This is a genomic window from Methanosarcina sediminis (assembly GCF_052056915.1).
GTDB lineage: Archaea > Halobacteriota > Methanosarcinia > Methanosarcinales > Methanosarcinaceae > MTP4.
On the sequence record NZ_CP195119.1, the window covers coordinates 3,174,989 to 3,194,674 of the forward strand.

Below are 19,686 nucleotides of genomic sequence, written 5' to 3' on the forward strand. Positions count from 1 at the left end.
TCACTTTTATGTTTCACTTTCTGTTTTACTTTTTTCCCTTGTATATTTCCTTTCTTACGAGCCCGTATTCATCGAAGGCAGTCCGGATAGTACTCAGGATACAAAAGGTCGTGCTCATTACTGTGGAGACAAAGATCACGATCATGATTGTGATCTGGTATTTTATTGCGAGGATGGGAGTTACTCCCCCCAGGATCTGTCCGGTCATCATGCCTGGGAGGAAAACGATTCCGGTTGTTGCGATGTTTGCAAGGGTTGGGCGGAGTGCCGAACGAAGGCATTTCCGGATATAGGGCATGAGTGCCTCGTACTTTTTTGCCCCCAGGGATAGGTTGTAGAGGTACCTGTTTTCGTTTCTTCGGATATCCTCGTAAAATTCCCCTATCCCTACCACGTTTCCTCTGAGAGAGTTTCCGAGGATCATTCCTCCTATGGGGATGAGGAAGCGGGCTTCCAGGATGTTTTCGAGGTCCAGCACGAATTCGTTGAAATACAGGAGCACACTGAGGTTAGTAATCGCAAAGGAAAGTATAACGGGCAGGAAGAGCTTTTCCATTTTAAGTTCTACATTTTTAATGGTAGTGTAAGTCGCAACAGTTACCATCCCGAGCACCCAGCCCAGGTTCAAAATCCAGTTGTTAAGGTCAAAGACGACCGTTAACAGCACTCCGGCCAAAAAGAGCTGGGAAGTCATTCGGGCAACAGCAGTTGAAGTGGCTTTGATGATATGGAGCTTTATCCTGTAGCTGATGGCCAGGGGAATGGCAAGCAGAAGGAAACACATGATCAGGGAAAGGACCGTTATTTCAGGGGTTGGTATTTCCGGGCCCACCATCTTAAATTACTCCTTCAGTTATCTGTTTTCCCTCAACTGCCTGTTTTTTGAGTTCTACGACTTTCACTTCTTCCCTTTCCCATTCCCGGTCGTGGGAAATGATAAAAAGTGTCCATTCCCCATGCTTCAGAAAATAGTCCGCGACCTTTTTCTTGAGCTCGGAATCAAGGGCTGAAGTAGCTTCGTCCAGGAGAAATATTTCTCTTCCCAGCATGAGGGCGATCAGGATCCCGATCCTTTGTTTTTCCCCTCCTGACAAATCTTCATAATTTTTATCAAGGGTGTCTTCTTCCAGTTCGAAATCCTGCATGAGTACCTGCAGCTTTTCGGGGTCCATTTTATCCCGGTTTGGGTGGTACGAAAAGATCTCTTCAAACAGGACTTTTACGGGGCCTTCTCCCAGGTCAGTTTCCTGGGACACATAGGCGACCTCTTTTCGAATTTCCCATACATGGCTGGGGTCCACGGGCTGGTTCCTGTAATAGAGAGCCCCATCTGTCGGTTTTTCAAAACCCAGCAGCATTTTGAATAAGGTCGATTTCCCTGCCCCGGACTTTCCTTTCAGCAGGATTTTCTGGCCCCGTTTAATACTCAGATTAAAACCGGAAAGCACTTTTTTACTGTTGTACGTCATGCCGACGCCTTCATACCTGATTATTTCATCCTGCATCATCTAATTTCCCTATTTTCCCGCATCATCGCCATCTCTGTCTTCCTGCATGATCCAATACCCTATTTTTTTGAATACAAACTATGCCTTATGGATATTTTTCTCCTGTTATCTCTTCTCCTACCTTTCCTGATTTTTTCAAAAGGTAAGGTTTATCAAGCACTTACGTATTCAACCTAGAATCAGGAAGATGAAGGAATATTGAATATATTATACAGTATAACCCATCTACTATGTAACTCATCCAGAATATAAATTTCCTGTATGTACAATCTATAGATACTTTGTTTACTATGGTGATTATCCTGACACTTTTCAACTTTCTGAGGGAAATAAATGGACTCTGAGACTTCCTGTAATAAACTTTCAACTCCTATCAAAGGCGCAAAAATAGTCCCTGGTATGGGCGTGGACGAGCTTGTGAATGAATATGCCGGCTGTGCTTTTGGGGCTGGTAGACTTGCCGAGGCTGTCGATATCTATTCTGAGATGCTGGCTTCGGAAAAAACTACAAAGTTTTTCGGGCTTGCAGGAGCCATGACTCCCGCGGGCATGAGGCAGGTCGTCGCTGACCTTATCAGGGACGGGCATATTGACGTCCTGGTCACCACCGGTGCCAACATGGTGCATGACACGGTTGAGGCTCTGGGCCTGCACCACTACAAGGGTAATGAGCACGTGAACGACATCCAGCTCCGGAATGAGTGCATTGACCGGATCTACGACGTCTACCTGCCTGACGGGCACTTCACGGACCTTGAGGAATTTTTGCAGGATGTCTATGCCGGGCTCCCGCAGGAAAAGCTCTCGATCCGGCAGGTTCTTACGGAAATCGGAAAGAACCTGGATGACGACTCCTCAATCCTGAAAACCGCCGCAGAGATGGGTGTACCCGTCTACTGCCCTGCGCTCCAGGACTCGGTGATCGGGCTGCAGGCCTGGTTGCACAAGGAAGGAAACTCCTCCTTTACCGTGGACGCTTTTGCGGACATGCACGAGTTCATGGATATCTGCTATGAAGCCGAAAGTGCCGGGGCTCTCCTGATCGGGGGAGGTGTGCCCAAGAACTACATCCTCCAGTCCATGCTTGTGACCCCCAGGTCTTTTGACTACGCCATCCAGCTTACAATGGACCGGCCCGAAACCGGTGGCCTTAGCGGGGCTACTCTGGACGAAGCCCAGTCCTGGGGAAAAGTCGGGGAAAAAGCCCGTTCTGTAACCGTTTATGCAGATGCAACTATTACTCTCCCACTTATGGTCGCGGCAGTCCGGACGCGGCTTTCTGAATAACATGGAATGATTTTGAGGTGATCCAATGGAAAAAAAGACCCGCCTTATTCTTGCCCTTGATGTGACTAACAGGGAAGATGCCCTCCGAATTGCCGAAGAAGTCTGGGAATTCGTGGACGCCATTAAAGTCGGATACCCCCTCGTGCTCGCCACAGGGCTTGGAATTGTCCGGGAACTTGCCGAATTCGCACCCATTATTGCCGATTTCAAGGTTGCTGACATCCCGAACACAGACCGCCTTATCTGTGACCAGGTCTTTGAAGCCGGTGCCGAGGCCGTAATCGTCCAGGGCTTTACCGGAAAAGACAGTCTTGAAGCCTGCATTGAAGTCGCTTCCGAATATAAAAAAGATGTTTTCGTGGTAAGTGAAATGAGCCACCCCGGTGGGACCCAGTTCCTCCGGGCCGCTGCAGAACCCATAGCAAAGATGGCTCTCGAAGCCGGCGCTTTCGGACTCGTTGCCCCTGCAACCCGTCCGGAAAGGGTCAGGGAAATCCGCAAAGTCATCGGCTACAAACTCACAATCATCTCTCCAGGAGTCGGGGCTCAGGGTGGAAAAGCCTCGGACGTCATCGCAGCAGGTGCTGACTGGGTGATCGTCGGAAGAAGTATCTACAAAGCCGAAAACCCCGGCGAAGCCGCAAAACAGATTGCTGCCGAAATCGAAGCCGAACTTCACGGCGGAAACTGAGAGTTTACCGGGCAGGGAAGTTCCGGTTTGGGACTGAGAGTTTTATTACCTGCCCGAATATATAATCCGGAATATCTGAAATATCAATTATCTTGATAATATCAAGAGCGAGTGCCTATGATGAAAAATTATTCTGATTCGTGATGAACCCTATGAGTTCTGAGGCACTCTAAAAAACTATTCTGTGCAGTGAGGGGATTTATTTTCAACTTTTAGGTTTTAATATCTACTTTTGACTTCAAACCTCTAATCTTCAACTAAGTTTCAGAAGGCCGTTTTTGATTAATCCCGATCCATCCAGAGAAAAAGCCCCTGAGCCTTTGACCTTCTTCAGGAACTGCCCGGCCTGTCCTGGCTGCATCCCTCTAAAAACCTGGGCTTCATATTTGCCCCACATTCGCTTTTTTTGAGTTTTTGGGTATGTTTTTCTTCATGCTCCCGAAGTCTCGGCTCTCAGAGGCTTTCAGAAATAAGGCAACAGCCTGACTGGGGGCTGAGCTTCTTCAGAGCTTGACCTCCACGAAAATATTGATTTTCCAGATCCTCAATATCTAAAAGAAGAGTTATGGGAAAATAGAGATTGAGATTACAGTTCTTCTCTCAATCTTAGTAACTTAAATCAAATTGGGATGAGTCGTTTTTCTGTTTTTCCGTTTTTTCTCTCAATCTCATGGGCTAAGATTTGATTGGGAGATTTCGTTTTTCTGTTTTTCCGTTTTTTCTCTCAATCTCATGGGCTAAGATTTGATTGGGAGATTTCGTTTTTCTGTTTTTCCGTTTTTAAGGTTTTTCTCTCAATCTCATGGGCTAAGATTTGATTGGGAGATTTCGTTTTTCCGTTTTTCCGTTTTTTCTCTCAATCTCATGGGCTAAGATTTGATTGGGAGATTTCGTTTTTCCGTTTTTCCGTTTTTTCTCTCAATCTCATGGGCTAAGATTTGATTGGAAGATTTCGTTTTTCCGTTTTTCTGTTTTTCCGTTTTTCCGTTTTTAGGGTTTTCTCACAATCCTATGGGGTTAGGCGTGATCGGGAGATTTCGTTTTTCCGTTTTTAGGGTTTTTATCTCAATCGTATGGGGTTAGATGTGATAGGAAAAATTCGTTTTTCCGTTTATCTTAACTTCCCTGCTTCCCTAATAAATTCTATATTATATAAAATTTATTGACTTTTTTATATTCTTTATTTTTATGAAAATAAGGTAAATTTAAATCGCCTTATGTTTAGTTCATAGTCGGTGCAGACCGAAAATGGCAAAAGAGTATCCTCATCAAGTTCTTTCAAGCTCTCAAATTTTGTGCAGGTATATGTACCTATTCCCGATTTTTCTCCACACTTATACTTCATTCATGGCGGGATTGAGGATTGAGGTTTCGGATGGAAGTTTTAATTTTTTATGAGTTCGGAGGTATTCGAAAAAACCACTCAGGCAATAATCCTTCGTTCTTCATCCTTCGAGCAGTTCTTTTTCCTCGAATATCTTTTTCAACTCTCTTTCGAGCTTTCTCCTCCTGATGTCCAGGTGATCGGCTTTCAGGTTGAGGCTCTGGACCTGCCTTGAAAATAATTCGGGATCGGTTTTTTCTTCCTCTCCTTCTTTTTGTTTTTTCACCGTTTCAAAATCGGCTTTTACTTCTTCTTTCCGGTTTTTGAGGAGTTTCAGCTTCTCTTTTAGGGCTTCCCTCTGGCTTTCATCAAGGACGCTGTTGACCTGCTGTTCGAGTTCGTTTTCCTTATTTTCGAGGCTTTCCAGGACTTTTTCGATCCGGTCCAGGATTTCAGCTTCTATCGCTTTGTCAAAGATGATTTCTTCGGGCTTTTTTTCAGGCGGTTTTTCGGCTGCTTTGGCTGCTTCGGACGCTTCGTATTTTTCCTTTTCTTTCGGGGGGATGAATACTTTCCGGTCTTTGAGCACTCTCTGGTTCATGAAATTGGGGGAAACGATCTCGATGTCGGCTCCGTGGAGGGTGTCGAGCACGTCTTTTTTAAGTTCCGAGCGGACAGAAATGAGGTTTTCCACGTCTTTCAGGAGCCCTCCTACCTTGTAGGTTACCGAAAAGTCCCCAAGTTCGAGGACCTGGACAAAAGGGCTTTCAAGGCCGGTTTTTTCTGCGGCAAGGAGCAGGTTTTTTTCAATTTTTTTCCAGGATACATCATAGCCAAGCGAAACCGAGGTGCTCACGATCGTGCCCGATGTCCGGATGGTCTTCAGGGGGTTTGAAACCAGTTTGAGGTTGGGAAGGGTCACCAGGTCCCGGTCAATAGACTGGACTTCCGTATGCAGGATGTGGATGTCCGTGACTCTCCCGAAGACGGTTTCACTTTCAATGTAGTCCCCTATCCTGAAGGGCTTTATAATCCGGAGCATAATTCCGGACATGGCGTTTGCAATGAAGGTGGTGGAAGAAAGGGCGATCGCAGCCCCGGCAACGATTCCCAGGAGCTGGAGAATTGATTCTTTGTCGGCGTAAGGGATCGGGAGGCTGAAGATTATGAAAACCAGGCCAATGCCCATGACTGCAAGCTGAATAAGCTGCCGGACAAGTTTCACATCTCCTGTGACCATTTTTGCCCTGCGAAACAGGTATTCGATCCCAAAAAGGAGAATAAGTGTAACTCCCAGTGCAATAAAGCTTGCCAGGTAATCCTCCAGAATCATTCTCCCCTCTCCTATCCTCGATTCTCTATCTTCCGGGCCGCATACCCGAATTCAGTTCCCCATTAAAGTTTATCCGTTCTTATTGATATAGCTATTATCCGGAATACTTCTATCCGGAATATTTCTATCCGAAATACTTCTATCTGAAATACTTCTATCCGGAATAGCTCTATCTGGAATAATTCTCTTTGTTGTGCCTATTATCAGGTAACTATCTTTCTACAACTACGGTGCTTGAAAAACAGGGTTTTTAACTTATCAATGAGTAACGTACTGAAAACAATTCTAATGGATGATCCTGGATGAAAATAGCAGTATGCGGAAAAGGCGGAAGTGGTAAGAGCACTGTTTCGGCTCTCCTTGCAAAGCAGATGGCAAAAAAGAAAAACGTCCTGGTGCTCGATACGGACGAGTCGAATTATGGGCTGCACACCCAGCTCGGACTGGCAGCTCCAAAAGACTTGATGGAATACTTCGGGGGAAAACAGGGTTTCAAGCAGAAGCAAAGAGCTCCGAAGACCTCCGCAATCGGCGGGCTTGGCGGGCCGGGCAGCTCGGGTGGCCCGGGGAGTGCTCCTCAGCAACAGCAGTCCCGCTTTTTCGAAGAAAGGTGGAAACTTTCCGATATCCCTTCGGAGTTCGTGGAAGAATCCGGAAAAATCAGGCTCATGGCAATTGGCAAGATCCATGAGTTCGGGGAAGGCTGTGCCTGCCCCATGGGTGTCCTTACCCGGGAGTTCCTGGAAAACCTTGACCTCTCTGAGGACGATATCGTGATCGTGGACACGGAAGCCGGGGTCGAACATTTCGGGCGGGGCGTTGCCAAAGACTTTGATACAATCCTTGTCGTGGTTGACCCTTCCTACGAATCCCTGAAATTGTCCCGAAAGTTTGAGGAACTCGGGGACCAGGCCGGAAACAGGGTTTTCTTTGTGCTGAACAAGGTCGAGGAAGATATTAAAGCCGAGCTTCTGGAAGCCGTTGATTCTTCCAAAGTTGCCGCGGTAATTCCTGCGGACAGGGGGCTTTTCAAGGCGTCCCTGAAAGGGGAAGAATTCGAAATTGAGCTGGACGAAATTGTAAAGCTTGAGGAATTTCTGGAGAATAACTAAGAGTTTCTGGAGAATAACTGATTCATAGGTAAGGCCTGTGAATCAGTGCATTTTAATTTTATCAGGTAGCTCTTTTTTGTGACGCTTTCACTTAGCAGGGGTCGCATTTCCGGGCATCAGCCCGGCTGGACCAGGTTAACTATTATTGCTACTCAGCAGCTCAGGTCCACCGTTATCCGAACCGCGTCATAATTGACCACCGGTTTCTTATGCAGTACGGGGTCTTTTTTCTCTTCAAATTCCAGCAGCCCGATTCCTTCCAGATAGTTTACATCGTTTGAAACATTGGACTGGCTGCGGTTCAGGAGGCGAGCAAGCTCACTGATGGATTCGGGTTTCTTTTCCCGGATTACCTGAAGCAGGCGGATGCGTTCATTTGTGAGGATCTTCGATACGTCATCCGGGGTGCGGGCTATAATTTTTGGCTTTTGTTTTTCAGTTGTTTTGCCTGCCCTGATGTCCTCAAAAAGCTGGTTGAGATGATTTCCATAGGCTTCATCGGACATGACCTTGATTTTAATGTCTTTTAATTTCGTCTATAAGCCCCCTGTTTTGTTCTATCATACTGAGAAGTTCTTCATAGATGTGCTTCAAGGATATGAATTCGAATTCAACTGGCTGTTTGTCAAATAGGTGTTTGTGGTCTCTTCTTTTATGCCCTTTTATCACATGGGCATTATCAACCCTTATGACTGTTTCCCATCCGGAAGATTCCGATTTCACTCTATAGTTGAAGCTATATTTTATTCCGTGGGGGATTTGCGGTGATTCTTTAACTCTTGTGATGGAGATATCGATGAGTTCATCTTCCGCCAATACTCTGGTTTCTTTCACCAGTGTTCTGGAGTCCAAAGTTTCAAACACCTGTATGCTGTTTCCATATTTGCTTTATGAGCCATCTCAATATATAACTATATGGTTTGAGCATATAGGGGTTATCAAAATTTCTAAAAAAAGCTTGCAGAATAAAATGCCGTTGTTGGCTTTTACCTGACGCAAAAGGCGCTTTATGAACTATTTTTTGTGTTTTCTATTTGGAGAATTTCATCCACATTTTTGCTTTTCTGCAATTTATGCATATTTTTAAATTTTTTTAAGGGCAAGCCGCTCTCCGAGCGGACAAGCTCGATGGGATACGGTATTCACGCTACTCTGTTTTTTTGAAACGAGCTCATTTGAGAAACCCTTGTCCTGAATCTGATCTCCTAATGGGGAATTTCCTTCTCTATTATCCGAAAGTATATTATTGATCGTGTTATTTTGAATAGTGCAAAGTTTATGCCTGTCCGGTTACGGATGTTTTCAAAAACTCTTTAATTAACTTTGTGAATACGCTACTAGACTAAATTCTTCTCATCATTCATTGGAGACTTATTATGACGACACGCGAGTACATGCTTGGAAACGTGGCAATTGCCCGGGGCCTTCTTGAAGGAGGCGTACAGGTGGCTTCAGGCTATCCGGGGACTCCTTCCTCGGAGATCATCGATACCCTTGCAGCCCGAAAGGACCGGGACTATTATATCGAATGGTCCGTGAACGAAAAGGTGGCAATGGAAGTGGCTGTGGGAGCCGCCTGGGCCGGGGTGCGCTCGGTGGTTACCATGAAACATGTGGGGCTGAACGTGGCAGCCGACCCCTTCATGACCCTTGCCTACGCCGGGACAAAGGGCGGGCTGATCGCTATTGTGGCTGACGACCCTTCCTGCCACTCCTCCCAGAACGAGCAGGACACCCGGCGCTACGCCCAGTTTGCCCTTGTGCCCTGTTTTGACCCGTCCACTCCCCAGGAAGCCAAGGACATGATCCCCTATGCCTTTGAATTTTCGGAAAAGTTCGAGATGCCCGTGATCTTCCGGCCGACGACCCGGATCTCCCACGGGAAGTCCGACATCGAACTCGGGGATATCCCGACCGACAAACCGCCCGCTAATTTCGAAAAGCTGCTTGACCGCTGGGTCATGCTCCCGAAGAACGCCCGGCCTCGCCACACCCACGTCCTTTCGATCCAGCAGGCCATGGAAGATGCCCTGGCTGAATCCCCCTGGAATTCCTTGGAGCTGAACCCGGGTGCGAAGTTCGGGGTAATCGGGGCAGGCATTGCTTCGGTCTATGCAAAAGAAGCCCTTGAAGAACTCGGGGTTGAAGCTTCCTTCCTGAAGATCGGTGCATACCCAATCCCGAAGAAGCTGATCAGGGAGCTTCTTGAAACCGTTGACGCCGTGCTCGTATTTGAGGAACTGGAACCGATTGTGGAAGAACAGGTCAAGATGATCGCACAGGATGCCGGGCTTCCGGTTTCTATCCTCGGGAAAATGAACGGCTTTGTCTCGCGGGAAGGAGAATTGAATATAAGCAGTTTCCTGAAAGCTCTCGGGAAAGTCTTTGACCTTCCCGAAGAACCTGATTCCGAAGCTGCTGCTGGTGCTGCCGCTGGGAATGAGCCTGAAGCTCTCGAGCTTGCCCCCCGCCCGCCTGCCCTCTGTGCCGGCTGTTCCCACAGGGCAACTTTCTACTCCATGAAGAAGGTCTTTGGGAAGGACGCGGTTTACCCAAGTGACATCGGCTGCTACACCCTGGGCATCCAGAGCGGGACGGTCGAAACCACCCTCTGTATGGGTTCAAGCATCAGCATAGCGTCCGGGCTTTACCATGCAGGCGAGAAGCGGCCGATCTGCTGCTCCATCGGGGACTCGACTTTTTTCCATACCGGCATGAACTCGCTCCTGAACGCCATCTACAATAAAGCTGACATCACGGTCACCATCCTGGACAATCGCATAACCGGTATGACAGGGCACCAGCCAAACCCGGGCATGGGCTTTACCGCAACCGGAGAACCGACCGTGGAAGTCTCCCTTGCCGAACTCTGCAAGGCTATGGGAGCCGGGCTTGTGACCGTTGCCGACCCCTATGACCCTGCAGAGATCCAGGAGGCCTTCAAGGCCGCAAAGGAATTCAAAGGTACTGCTGTGGTAATAGCAAAGCAGCCCTGCGTGATCTCCGCAAAGAGGGCAGGAATCCGACGTGTCCCCTATGTGGTTGACCCTGAGAAGTGTGAAGGTTGCAAGCAGTGCGTGAAGTTCGGCTGCCCTGCAATCGAGTTTGACGAGGAAAAGAAGGTCGCGGTAATTACTGCTCTTTGCAGCGGGTGCGGGGTCTGTGCCCAGATATGCAAGTTCGATGCAATCGGGGAGGTGAAGAAATGAGCGAAAGTGCAATTATTGGAAGTGAGGCAAATGCCGGTGAGGCTGAAAACCCGAAACAGAGTTTCGACCTCCTGATTACCGGAGTAGGCGGCCAGGGTGCAATCCTTGCCTCGGACATCATCGGAAAAGCTGCAGTTATAGCAGGCCTTCCGATCCGTGCCGCTGAAACTCACGGCATGGCCCAGCGCGGGGGCTCGGTCGTCAACCATATCCGGATAGGAGCCGATCTCGGGTCCATGATCCCTGAGAAAGGCGCGGACCTGATGCTTGCCCTGGAGCCCATGGAAGCTATCAGGTACCTGGACTTTTTGAAGGACGGCGGAGTCGTGATCGTAAACACCGAAGCTGTGATTCCGGTAACCGTAACTTCCGGTCAGGCTTCATACCCTGAGGTCTCGAAGATTCTGGAAACCCTCTCCGGGAAATATGCCGTGAAAGCCTTCAACGCGGATGACCTTGCCGCAGAAGCCGGAAACAGGCTTGCCATGAATGTGGTTATGGTGGGCGCGGTTTCAAGCTACCTTCCGATTTCAAAAGAGGTCCTACTGGAAAGTGTGAAGGCGCTTGTGCCTCCTAAGACGGTTGAGATTAACGTGAAGGCGTTTGAGCTGGGAAGGGAGAAGGTTCAGGAAAGTTAATACTGAGTTTTAAAGACATTAAAACTTAGTGATTTTTCTGAAACTTACTTTGTTTGAGTCTCTAACTATAACACGCTGTTGAATTTTTTAATTCACAGCATCTCTTTTTTCTTTTTTTGGATTGCTTTTTGAAATCTAATAATTAATTTGTCGCTTTGTCTTAAACATAAATTTTTATTATTGGGTATCTCTACCTTTGGAAATTCCTTTTAATCCCAGGACAAAAACTATTGCAAGAACCTGGGCGATTGCAAGCCCGATAAAGTTCGATATAACATCTGCCATGCTTGCTACACGGAAGGGGAGATACATTTGAATTATTTCGTTAAGGATGCCATACGCTGTGCCCGTGCCTATGGAGCAAATTGCCGGGTATTTTACCAATGATGGGTTTTTGGAATTCGAAAATGCAAGGTACAGTAAAACCCCGAATACGAAGTACACGGCGAGATGAGCCGGGTCTATGGACAGACCCGTGACATACCTCAAGGTTTCAAGCAAAAAATCCTTGATAAAAGAAAGGTTGTTTTCGACCAGGGCGTCTCTTGTTTTGTAACCCAGGGTCATTACCAGGAAGTGTTTCAGGTCTCCCAGGTCTGAAGTGACTGATAAGTAGAAAATCAGGACTGCGTATGAAACTGCGACTAAAGTAAAAATACTGGTTTTTTTTATTTTTGACATTTTACCTGGGATATTTATGAAAGGTGCTTATTTAAATCTATTTGATATGTTTAAGTTCTTTGATTATTTATTAACTGATTGATTATTTATGGATAAATCTTAGATATTAATTCACTTCGGTCATTCTCATTTTTGGCAGCCTTGTCAATCAAAAGGCAAGCTCGTTATATTTAATAAGATTTTTATATATGTTTTTACGATAGCTTACTGGATATTATTATCATGTGTAGCCTTGACATCGATTGATTTCAATGACTATGGCGTAAAACTCTTGAATTATACATGGTAAAAATAGTAACGAGTTTTCACCTGGTAATTTTACGCCATTCTAAATAATAAATAATACGAATCAAACACAAAAATTGGAACTAATGTAAAAAATGGGAACCGGATGTGGTCATTTTAATTGATTTCCTTCTTAACTACAGGATCGGAGTAATTGAACTCTTGAGTAATTTTTTGTTTCCCTTCTTAGTTACAGCAGTGACTATGCCTTATTTCATTAATAGGCTGAAGGAAAATAATTTCGTAGTCAAAGACTACTACAAGAAAAAGCCAACAATGGTGCCAACCTCAGGCGGGCTTATAATCCTACTCATAGCGTTACTTTCGATATCCTTAAATTCTCTCTTTTTTAAGTTCACAACCCAAAACTATGTTATCCTGGTGATTATCGTACTTTTCGGGCTTTTCGGGATCCTGGATGATATGATAAACATAGGGCGCCTGTCCAAACTCATAATTATGTATTACTGCACCTATCCGCTTATCCAGTATGTACCTCATCCTCTGGTTTTATATTCCGGGGATTGGGCTATTTCTCTCGGGGTCCTCTCGCTTCAGTTTATAGTTCCCACATACGTACTTGTTGCGTCAAACCTCGTGAACATGCACTCCGGATATAACGGCCTTGCATCCGGCTTATCCGTAATTTTATTGTGTTCCCTAATCATTAAATCCCTACTACTAAACGACGTCGAAAATATAGTGACAGTAGTCGCTTTGACCGGGGCTCTGATCGGTTATTATATCTATGACCACTACCCGTCTAAAATATTCTGGGGAAATGTGGGTTCCCTGGTAATAGGGGCTACCATAGGCGCTATCATAGTCATACAGGGATTTTTGATAAGCGGGTTTATAATGCTTATTCCACACACGGTAAATTTTTTGATGTATGTGTACTGGAAACTTAAAAAATACCCTCCCGCCAAGTTTGGAAAGGACCGGGGAGATGGTATTCTGGAAGTCCCCAACCCGCTTACTTTGAAATGGGTCCTGCCTTACTACTATAATGTAACTGAGAATCAGGCAACTTATGCGATGTTTTTGCTTACAGCGGTTTTTTGTGCTATAGGTATTCTAATCCCGGGAAGACTTTAATGGAAGGTCGTAACGGAAGGTTGCAAATTACCTTCAAAATAAATGAATGATGATTCGCCGAAAAAAGCGCAATCACCATCAGCTTCTTTTGAATATCATGAGTATGGGCAAGAACAGGATTATTCCCACTGCAACATAGATTATTGCGGTGTAGTCTTTTTTACCTGCCGGTGCCTCTTTTTCCCTCTCAGGACTTTGAGTTGCTTTTGAAGTAGCTTCTGACCTCAGGGCATCGTTTGAACCCTGCATATCATTTGAATCCTGAGCTATACTTTTCGTGCTCTGCACAGTCCCTGAGCTTTGCCCGGTTATCGCAAACGGGGAAAAACCTGGCGTTCTGGCTTCAAAGTACAGGTAGAGGTCATCTTCGCCGGTCTGGCAGGTCTCAAGCACGTCCCACTTTCCATTGCTGAAATGGTTCAGGTTGATGGAGGTAAGGTCAATTTCATTTTCATCGGCCCAGACTCTTTCAACTCTAAAGCCCACAGCTCCATTTTCAATATTTTCGGGGTTTGAAATCCCGTCCGTTCCGATCCAGATATTCATATGCTGGTATACCTGTCCTTCCGGTTCCCCAGAGGTCAGTGCGGATTTTCCTTTGAGCATCTCGATGATTGCTGTAGTCTTCCCAAAGCTTCTTTTGGGGTCGAATTCCACATACCTTATGTCATTGATGTCCCCTCTAAACATATATCTGGCCCGGACCCCATTGGTTATGAAGCACTGGGAAAGCTCTTTTAGCTTGACATTCTCTGAGGGCTCGGGAGAACCGGCTCCTCCGCCTCCGCCACTACCTCCTCCTGATATTGTTTCAGCAGGGGATGTCGAAACATCTCCTACCTTTACAGTACCGCTTATGGCTGTTACCGGCATTGAGCAACCGTTTGAGTTGCTTACCACTACATTTGAAAGCTGTAATTTGCATATCCCTGAGCTGTCTGTCGAACTGAGATAGACTGTTGCAAAGGTCCCGGGTGCTGTCACCATATTCTTGCCCAGGACGAGGCCGTAAACGCCTGTAACAGTGCCCTGTGAGTTGTCAATGGTACCCTGGCTAAACATAGTGGTTCCTTTCTGCTTAAACAGGTCTCCTTCCCGGATTTCCCTGACATTGACCAGGGATTCATCGAAAATGAGGTTAAACTGAGCTCCGGATATAGGTGCGTCGGGTTCGATATATATACTCAGGATGAAATCCTGGTTCTCTTCAACAGATTGCGTTTCCGGCGATATGCTTACGATTGTCTCTGCCAGAGCAGTACCAGTGAATATGGTGCTCAAAGAGACAAATATCAGTATAATCAGACTCAGGCGTAATGTATTGTTCTGCAGGCTCTTCCCGTACATTCGAGTTACCCCCACTCGCTATTCAAACCAATTCGTTTTACATCTGTTATAAACGTCTTAATATACATATACCTTTATTTCACACATTTTATTATAAATTTATTTTGTCTGACGCTGGTATTTTTATGCTGAAGGAAAAGGGTCGAATAAGGCTGCATTCATGAAAATATCCGGATCTACCAATCGGAAATAGTGATTATTTGAAAGTTCAGGGTGTAGGATGTATTTTGAAGCTTTTTCCTGAAAACTTCCAGTACTCTTGGACATAATTTCTCATGAACAGAATTATTCCTGAACAGAATTTATTCATGGATAGAGCTAATATTGCTCAAATTAATCCGGTAACCCCTTTTTGCTATTACCATTCCCTCCCTTTTATTAGCCTTACAAAGTATAAGTAACTTTTTTTATACAGTTTTCCCATATAAATATAATTAAAATAACAATGTGTTAAAAATATGCCAATATGTCAAAATATGATGAATTTCAAAAAGAGTAACAATATCTCAATAAGTGATATCTGCGCAAAAAAAATAATTCTGACGCAGGTTCTCCTTAACCTGCGTCGCGTCTTTTCACTCTATTGTTTCTCCGAAGTGGTATCCAACAACACTCAAGTCCTGGATATTGACTTCTCCATCCTGAGTTACATCCCATCTCGGATAAGGCTCAGTTGTAGTGGTTCCGTATTTCTGGGAAACATTGGCCAGATCCAGGATATCCACTTTCCAGTCTTTGTTGACGTCCCATTCGGGATGGTAGTCATTGATGTAGACGGTGTGCTGCTCTGTTACCTGATCGACTCCATCGCTTACCGTTACTTCTACAGTATGCTCCCCACTGCTCGAGTAGTCGGTCTTCCAGATATAAGTAGGCTCAGTACTGCAAGTTACCCCATTGATCTTGATGATGTAGCTCAGTAACTGCCCGTCCAGATCTAATGCATTTACCAGAATGTTGATTTTATCTTTTTCGTTGAAGCTTGCTCCATTTGCCGGTTCAAAAGAATCAATCACCGGAACATTATTTGCCGGACTCACGGTTATTGAGACATCTTCGGAATCGCTGAGGTACCCGTCACTTACTTCAAAGATGGTAGTATAAACACCCGCCTGTCCCCTGGCTGGAGTCCAGGTAAACACTCCCGATGCAGGATCAAAGTTTGCCCCTTCCGGAAGGCCTGTGGCTGAATAAGTCAGGCTGTCGCCGTCCGCATCGCTGGCATCCACCGCAAAGTTCAGTGAGTTCGTTTCACTAACCGATTTAGGACCTATCGAATTCAGGACTGGTGCGGTATCGATAAGCACGTTCGCATTGCTAATGCTAATTGGTGTAGCTTTTGAATCGCTGTCACTAACAATTACATTGGACAGGTTGAGTTCTGCTATGCCTGTGCTGTTTCCTGCAGTCATGGTGATGGTCGCCATCACACCTAGCGAAGAAACATTTGATGCACCAAGGATTGAGCCGTAGACCTCTGTAACTGTTCCGGCGCTGTTGTTGATGGTTCCGTTGTTGAAGAAGGTTTCAGCTCCGTTCTGGTTGAGGAGGTTTCCTTCAATTATGCTGTTTATGGTTACCATTGAGCTATTAGATATTATGTCAAATTGAGCACCGGTGATAGGTAATGTTGGATTAATTGATATGTTTATGGTAAAAACATCTCCTGTGTTAATATGGCTTGATGAAGGTAATATAGACACTACTGTATTTGATATCGTGTATGGTATTGTTTTTACAGATGGTTCAATAGTATTTCCATAACAACCTATGTCAATTCGCCCACCATTGGGCTCTGGTTCTTTAGAATAGTCATCATTTGGATCTCCAGCATCAATACAAGGGGAATCACTATATAGATGGAAATCGCCGTTCGCGGTGTCCATTAATAATGGGTTTTGGTTAATTCGATTGAAATCTGACATTTTGAACAGTGTGTTCTCATCGCAATTCCATACACAGTTGTAGCATACGGTTACGTTATTGAAATTTCCTGCATCTATTATCCAATCAGATATATTCATGAAGATATTGTTTTTCACTTCGCTATTACTAAGATACGCTTCACTAATTATCAGCGCATGGGGTGAGTTGTAAAAAACATTATTGTTTAGTTTCAGATGATTGTTTGGTTTATCTGGGTTATTTGAGGTTTGTACATATGCACCATTTTTGAAAATGTTATTTCTGATTGCTATTCCCTCGGAATAAGAAACTAAGAGTCCTTTGCCATCGAAAACATTTTCGTATATTGTGCTGTTATGTGATACCCACCTCTTTAAAATATCACCATCAATTTTCAAAGTAACATTGTTGAATATGTTTCTATGGATGTGATGAACAGATGTTAGTGCAGGATAAATTGATGCTGTTGCTCCATTATTAAAAATATTATCATGTATGTCTACAATCGTGTTAGGATATATGTCAAGCGTATTGTATCCACACATTGAAACTACGTTGTTGTATATCTCTACACCAGTTGCTCCATTTGCTACTCTCAATCCTCTGCCACAGTTCGTGGCGTTGTTATTGTAAATTGAAACATTTGTTCCAGCACCATTAGTTGCACGACCTTGAATTATATCTCCCTCAAGATCTGGGCCTTCGTAATTACAATCGTATATTGTATTATTATAAACTTCTACATTACTAGCATAATTGTAGTTTATACCACCGTAAAAGGAATTATTGTATATCGTATTGTGTGCTACTACAATATCTTGATCGCCGTTTACATCAATGCCCCAATTACCACATTCGTATATAGTACAATTAGTTATAATGATGTTTGAACCTTGAGCATATCTTGCATATATGCCAGAACTTCCACAATCGTATATGTCCAGATCGTCAATTGTCAATTGGATTCCGTTGTATATGTAAATCCCGTACTGGCTTGCATTATGTATATTAACGTCCTGTATTGTGAAATTGTAGACGTACCCATCAAGAAAATCCCCAAAAAATCCGTATGTGTGTCCCCTCATGTCAATAGTTGCATTTTGACCAACTATGTTAAGGTTTTTTGTCCTAAAGTATGGGGATATATACGATTGCGTTAGTATGTAATTGCCAAATGGATACTCTTCTGCTTCATAATGTCCATTGGCTGCTAGCTTCAGAGTACCACCATCATGACTTATATTAAAAATCCCATCCTGAACCGAACCTTCATCAGGGACAGTATATTCTGTTACTGCTTCTATTGTTTCAAAAGTTTTTATACTTGAGTTGATGTAATCTGCGCAGTTTGAACTGTTATAAGCCCATATTTTATAGTAGTATCTAGTCGACTCATCTAGGAAATATTTATAGTTGTCCCATAGAAATATATCATGGGAGTGACTGTTATTATTCCACGACGTGTTGAAACTGTCACTCATATCAGAATTAGTAGAATATTCTACATAACAATCCGTGTTTATGTCTGTGTCAAAATAGATATGAGCTGAATATGCAAGGGGTTTCACTTCAATATCTGAAATTGTCACAGCTGAAGCGCAATCCATCGCCAGAGCAGTCATTATTAATAACATGAAAATCGGTCGAAGTCTCATCACAGTTCTCAACTCCACTTGTTTTTCTTGCCAAATCTTGACAAATTGACAATAGTACAGAGCAAGATCAGGTGAATATTATAGCTATCATATTCACTATATTGGAGTGTCTCACCTGTTTTTCTTAATGAAAACGTAGTTATCATTTCCTTTGATTTAGTTTGCGTCAATGACAGTTTGCTTTGTCTCACATCTTGTGACTTCTTTTCCTTATTTTTCCACTCTTTAAAGCCTGTATTATTACCAAGTTCAAAGTACATAAACATTAATTTTTTTTGAAAGTACATATAATTGTTTTAGTCTAATCATATGTTAATCGTAAATTTGTAGCTTAATCGTAATCCCACTTTCCGCAGGTCTCTACTCAAAAGTAGTATTTTTCACAATTTTCCCCATCATCATTATTACCCAAATTTGACAGATTCTGGTAATTAATACAGTATATGATTAAAAAAACACACTGTGTCAAGGCATATATTTAGAAATGTACAAAGTAGCAAGGAATTTACAAACACAATATATAATGTGTATCTGTTTGTCAAAAACAAAAGCAACCAGCCCATTTATACATTACAAATTGTATGCTTCTGTCAAAGTAGGGTTATTATCTTGACTTTAACTTCATCCATGTTGGCATTTGAGTTACTACTTTTGAGTCCACTTCTATTTTTACTTCTGTAATTCTTTTATAAGTGTGAAAACCCATTTCAATCTGGGCTTTTGAGTTTGTTTCTTTACTTGGTCAGGCACTGTTTCCCCTGTTTCTTTTAGCTTTTCTCTCATCTTCCATTTCGCTACCTAGTAAACCATCAGAGTTAAGACCATTACCATTGAAAGAGATTCAATTCTTTGAGAGGATGTCTTAATATTAAATAATGCTTGTACCTTGTGTTAGTCGTCGAATAAGAAAGAGCGATTCTGTATCAGGCAGGAGTCTTTTTTCAAATGGAATTACCTTTCCGGAAACTTAATTTGTTTCGATGTTCTTGGAAGTAATCCGGATCAAGAAATGGATTCATTTGTAGTTTTAGAGGAATATGTCTGTAGCAAGCCTGGTTTGCAACTTTTTAACACTCTCTTCTACATGATGCCAGTCAATAGTTTCTCATTTCTGGTGAAGTTGAGCGTCTGTAAGTTTCTTATCCTGAGAGGATATCGTTGAAAGACTTGCATTCAAAAGTTTGTCTCCTTTCATTTTCTTTTTATGGTAGTTTCTTCTATTAGTCCATCCATCTACTTCATGAGCCAATGTCTCCATGTCACCGATTCTTTTGCCAGTACACTCGATATCCACTGCATTGATCTCGATTTCCGCAGCATTGAGCCAACTTGCATGTTTTGGCGTGTAATGGTATTCTACATTTTTTAGAATTTCTTCTTCTTTTCCAAAAGCTTCATCAAATGATTTTTCTTTGTGAGTGTTAAGATTATCAGTGATCAAACGGATAGTTTCAGCTTCCGAATACTCTTCGATGGTTGTCTTAACGAATTGTGCAAAATCCTTCCTAGTTCTTCTTTCGGTTAATTCGGTCTAAACGTTCGGAATCTGTTCCCGTTTTGCATACCGCCTATTGTAAATATTACAGTATATCGCAACACTTTTCGGATAGGCT

The 19,686-nt window shown here is 43.8% G+C and carries 15 protein-coding genes and 2 pseudogenes; 6 read left to right on the top strand and 11 right to left on the bottom strand.

Annotated features, from left to right (window positions below):
* Window positions 1-25: 25 nt before the first annotated feature.
* Together ACSAZK_RS13810 and ACSAZK_RS13815 are read right to left on the bottom strand one after the other, a co-directional pair.
* Complete coding sequence (locus ACSAZK_RS13810) at window positions 26-835, bottom strand: ABC transporter permease (RefSeq protein ID WP_440954667.1); 810 nt, start codon at window positions 833-835, stop codon at window positions 26-28.
* Window position 836: 1 nt separating this feature from the next.
* The gene (locus ACSAZK_RS13815; RefSeq protein WP_440954668.1) at window positions 837-1,508 is read right to left on the bottom strand and encodes an ABC transporter ATP-binding protein; all 672 of its coding nucleotides are present in this window, start codon (window positions 1,506-1,508) and stop codon (window positions 837-839) included.
* Window positions 1,509-1,841: 333 nt separating this feature from the next.
* Here ACSAZK_RS13815 and ACSAZK_RS13820 point away from each other — a divergent pair, with 333 nt between their 5' ends.
* A complete protein-coding gene (locus ACSAZK_RS13820) occupies window positions 1,842-2,795 on the top strand; it encodes a deoxyhypusine synthase (protein ID WP_440954669.1) in 954 nt (317 codons plus the stop codon).
* 25 nt (window positions 2,796-2,820) lie between these two features.
* On the top strand, window positions 2,821-3,486 hold the full coding sequence (pyrF, locus tag ACSAZK_RS13825; protein ID WP_440954670.1) for an orotidine-5'-phosphate decarboxylase: 666 nt from the start codon (window positions 2,821-2,823) through the stop codon (window positions 3,484-3,486).
* 1,445 nt (window positions 3,487-4,931) lie between these two features.
* Here pyrF and ACSAZK_RS13830 read toward each other — a convergent pair.
* Complete coding sequence (locus ACSAZK_RS13830) at window positions 4,932-6,143, bottom strand: mechanosensitive ion channel family protein (protein ID WP_440954671.1); 1,212 nt, start codon at window positions 6,141-6,143, stop codon at window positions 4,932-4,934.
* A gap of 302 nt (window positions 6,144-6,445) precedes the next feature.
* Here ACSAZK_RS13830 and ACSAZK_RS13835 point away from each other — a divergent pair, with 302 nt between their 5' ends.
* Entirely contained in the window at window positions 6,446-7,255 is an 810-nt protein-coding gene (locus tag ACSAZK_RS13835; protein ID WP_440954672.1) for a nucleotide-binding protein, read from the top strand.
* 152 nt (window positions 7,256-7,407) lie between these two features.
* Here the strand turns inward: ACSAZK_RS13835 and ACSAZK_RS13840 are convergent, their stop codons facing one another.
* A complete protein-coding gene (locus tag ACSAZK_RS13840; protein ID WP_440954673.1) occupies window positions 7,408-7,761 on the bottom strand; it encodes an HVO_A0114 family putative DNA-binding protein in 354 nt (117 codons plus the stop codon).
* A gap of 10 nt (window positions 7,762-7,771) precedes the next feature.
* The gene (locus tag ACSAZK_RS13845; protein WP_440954674.1) at window positions 7,772-8,107 is read right to left on the bottom strand and encodes a toxin-antitoxin system TumE family protein; all 336 of its coding nucleotides are present in this window, start codon (window positions 8,105-8,107) and stop codon (window positions 7,772-7,774) included.
* Window positions 8,108-8,631: 524 nt separating this feature from the next.
* Between ACSAZK_RS13845 and iorA the strand changes: the two genes are divergently transcribed.
* Entirely contained in the window at window positions 8,632-10,464 is a 1,833-nt protein-coding gene (iorA, locus tag ACSAZK_RS13850; protein ID WP_440954675.1) for an indolepyruvate ferredoxin oxidoreductase subunit alpha, read from the top strand.
* Window positions 10,461-11,102: an indolepyruvate oxidoreductase subunit beta gene (locus ACSAZK_RS13855; protein WP_440954676.1), complete on the top strand. Its 642-nt coding sequence runs from the start codon at window positions 10,461-10,463 to the stop codon at window positions 11,100-11,102. The genes iorA and ACSAZK_RS13855 overlap by 4 nt, the downstream gene beginning before the upstream one ends.
* 177 nt (window positions 11,103-11,279) lie before the next feature.
* On the opposite strand, the gene ACSAZK_RS13860 is transcribed toward ACSAZK_RS13855, so the two are convergent.
* On the bottom strand, window positions 11,280-11,783 hold the full coding sequence (locus ACSAZK_RS13860) for a VanZ family protein (protein WP_440954677.1): 504 nt from the start codon (window positions 11,781-11,783) through the stop codon (window positions 11,280-11,282).
* Window positions 11,784-12,176: 393 nt separating this feature from the next.
* Between ACSAZK_RS13860 and ACSAZK_RS13865 the strand changes: the two genes are divergently transcribed.
* The gene (locus ACSAZK_RS13865; protein ID WP_440954678.1) at window positions 12,177-13,166 is read left to right on the top strand and encodes a UDP-N-acetylglucosamine-1-phosphate transferase; all 990 of its coding nucleotides are present in this window, start codon (window positions 12,177-12,179) and stop codon (window positions 13,164-13,166) included.
* 78 nt (window positions 13,167-13,244) lie between these two features.
* Here the strand turns inward: ACSAZK_RS13865 and ACSAZK_RS13870 are convergent, their stop codons facing one another.
* The 5 genes and pseudogenes from ACSAZK_RS13870 to ACSAZK_RS13890 all read right to left on the bottom strand — a co-directional run.
* Window positions 13,245-14,513, bottom strand: coding sequence for a PGF-pre-PGF domain-containing protein (locus tag ACSAZK_RS13870; RefSeq protein ID WP_440954679.1), 1,269 nt, complete (start codon window positions 14,511-14,513; stop codon window positions 13,245-13,247).
* A gap of 575 nt (window positions 14,514-15,088) precedes the next feature.
* On the bottom strand, window positions 15,089-18,073 hold the full coding sequence (locus ACSAZK_RS13875; protein WP_440957027.1) for a right-handed parallel beta-helix repeat-containing protein: 2,985 nt from the start codon (window positions 18,071-18,073) through the stop codon (window positions 15,089-15,091).
* 8 nt (window positions 18,074-18,081) lie between these two features.
* Complete coding sequence (locus ACSAZK_RS13880) at window positions 18,082-18,333, bottom strand: hypothetical protein (RefSeq protein ID WP_440954680.1); 252 nt, start codon at window positions 18,331-18,333, stop codon at window positions 18,082-18,084.
* A 330-nt stretch (window positions 18,334-18,663) separates the two neighbouring features.
* Window positions 18,664-18,925, bottom strand: a pseudogene (locus ACSAZK_RS13885) (IS1634 family transposase); the annotation flags it as partial.
* Window positions 18,926-19,178: 253 nt separating this feature from the next.
* Window positions 19,179-19,604: pseudogene (locus ACSAZK_RS13890) on the bottom strand (transposase); the annotation flags it as partial.
* Window positions 19,605-19,686 lie beyond the last annotated feature (82 nt).

Coding starts and splice junctions, on each gene's coding strand:
- ACSAZK_RS13810 (WP_440954667.1), bottom strand. CDS start 835: ATGGTGGGCCCGGAAATACCAACCCCTGAAATAACGGTCCTTTCCCTG.
- ACSAZK_RS13815 (WP_440954668.1), bottom strand. CDS start 1,508: ATGATGCAGGATGAAATAATCAGGTATGAAGGCGTCGGCATGACGTAC.
- ACSAZK_RS13820 (WP_440954669.1), top strand. CDS start 1,842: ATGGACTCTGAGACTTCCTGTAATAAACTTTCAACTCCTATCAAAGGC.
- pyrF (WP_440954670.1), top strand. CDS start 2,821: ATGGAAAAAAAGACCCGCCTTATTCTTGCCCTTGATGTGACTAACAGG.
- ACSAZK_RS13830 (WP_440954671.1), bottom strand. CDS start 6,143: ATGATTCTGGAGGATTACCTGGCAAGCTTTATTGCACTGGGAGTTACA.
- ACSAZK_RS13835 (WP_440954672.1), top strand. CDS start 6,446: ATGAAAATAGCAGTATGCGGAAAAGGCGGAAGTGGTAAGAGCACTGTT.
- ACSAZK_RS13840 (WP_440954673.1), bottom strand. CDS start 7,761: ATGTCCGATGAAGCCTATGGAAATCATCTCAACCAGCTTTTTGAGGAC.
- iorA (WP_440954675.1), top strand. CDS start 8,632: ATGACGACACGCGAGTACATGCTTGGAAACGTGGCAATTGCCCGGGGC.
- ACSAZK_RS13855 (WP_440954676.1), top strand. CDS start 10,461: ATGAGCGAAAGTGCAATTATTGGAAGTGAGGCAAATGCCGGTGAGGCT.
- ACSAZK_RS13860 (WP_440954677.1), bottom strand. CDS start 11,783: ATGTCAAAAATAAAAAAAACCAGTATTTTTACTTTAGTCGCAGTTTCA.
- ACSAZK_RS13870 (WP_440954679.1), bottom strand. CDS start 14,513: ATGTACGGGAAGAGCCTGCAGAACAATACATTACGCCTGAGTCTGATT.
- ACSAZK_RS13875 (WP_440957027.1), bottom strand. CDS start 18,073: ATGAGACTTCGACCGATTTTCATGTTATTAATAATGACTGCTCTGGCG.
- ACSAZK_RS13880 (WP_440954680.1), bottom strand. CDS start 18,333: ATGTACTTTGAACTTGGTAATAATACAGGCTTTAAAGAGTGGAAAAAT.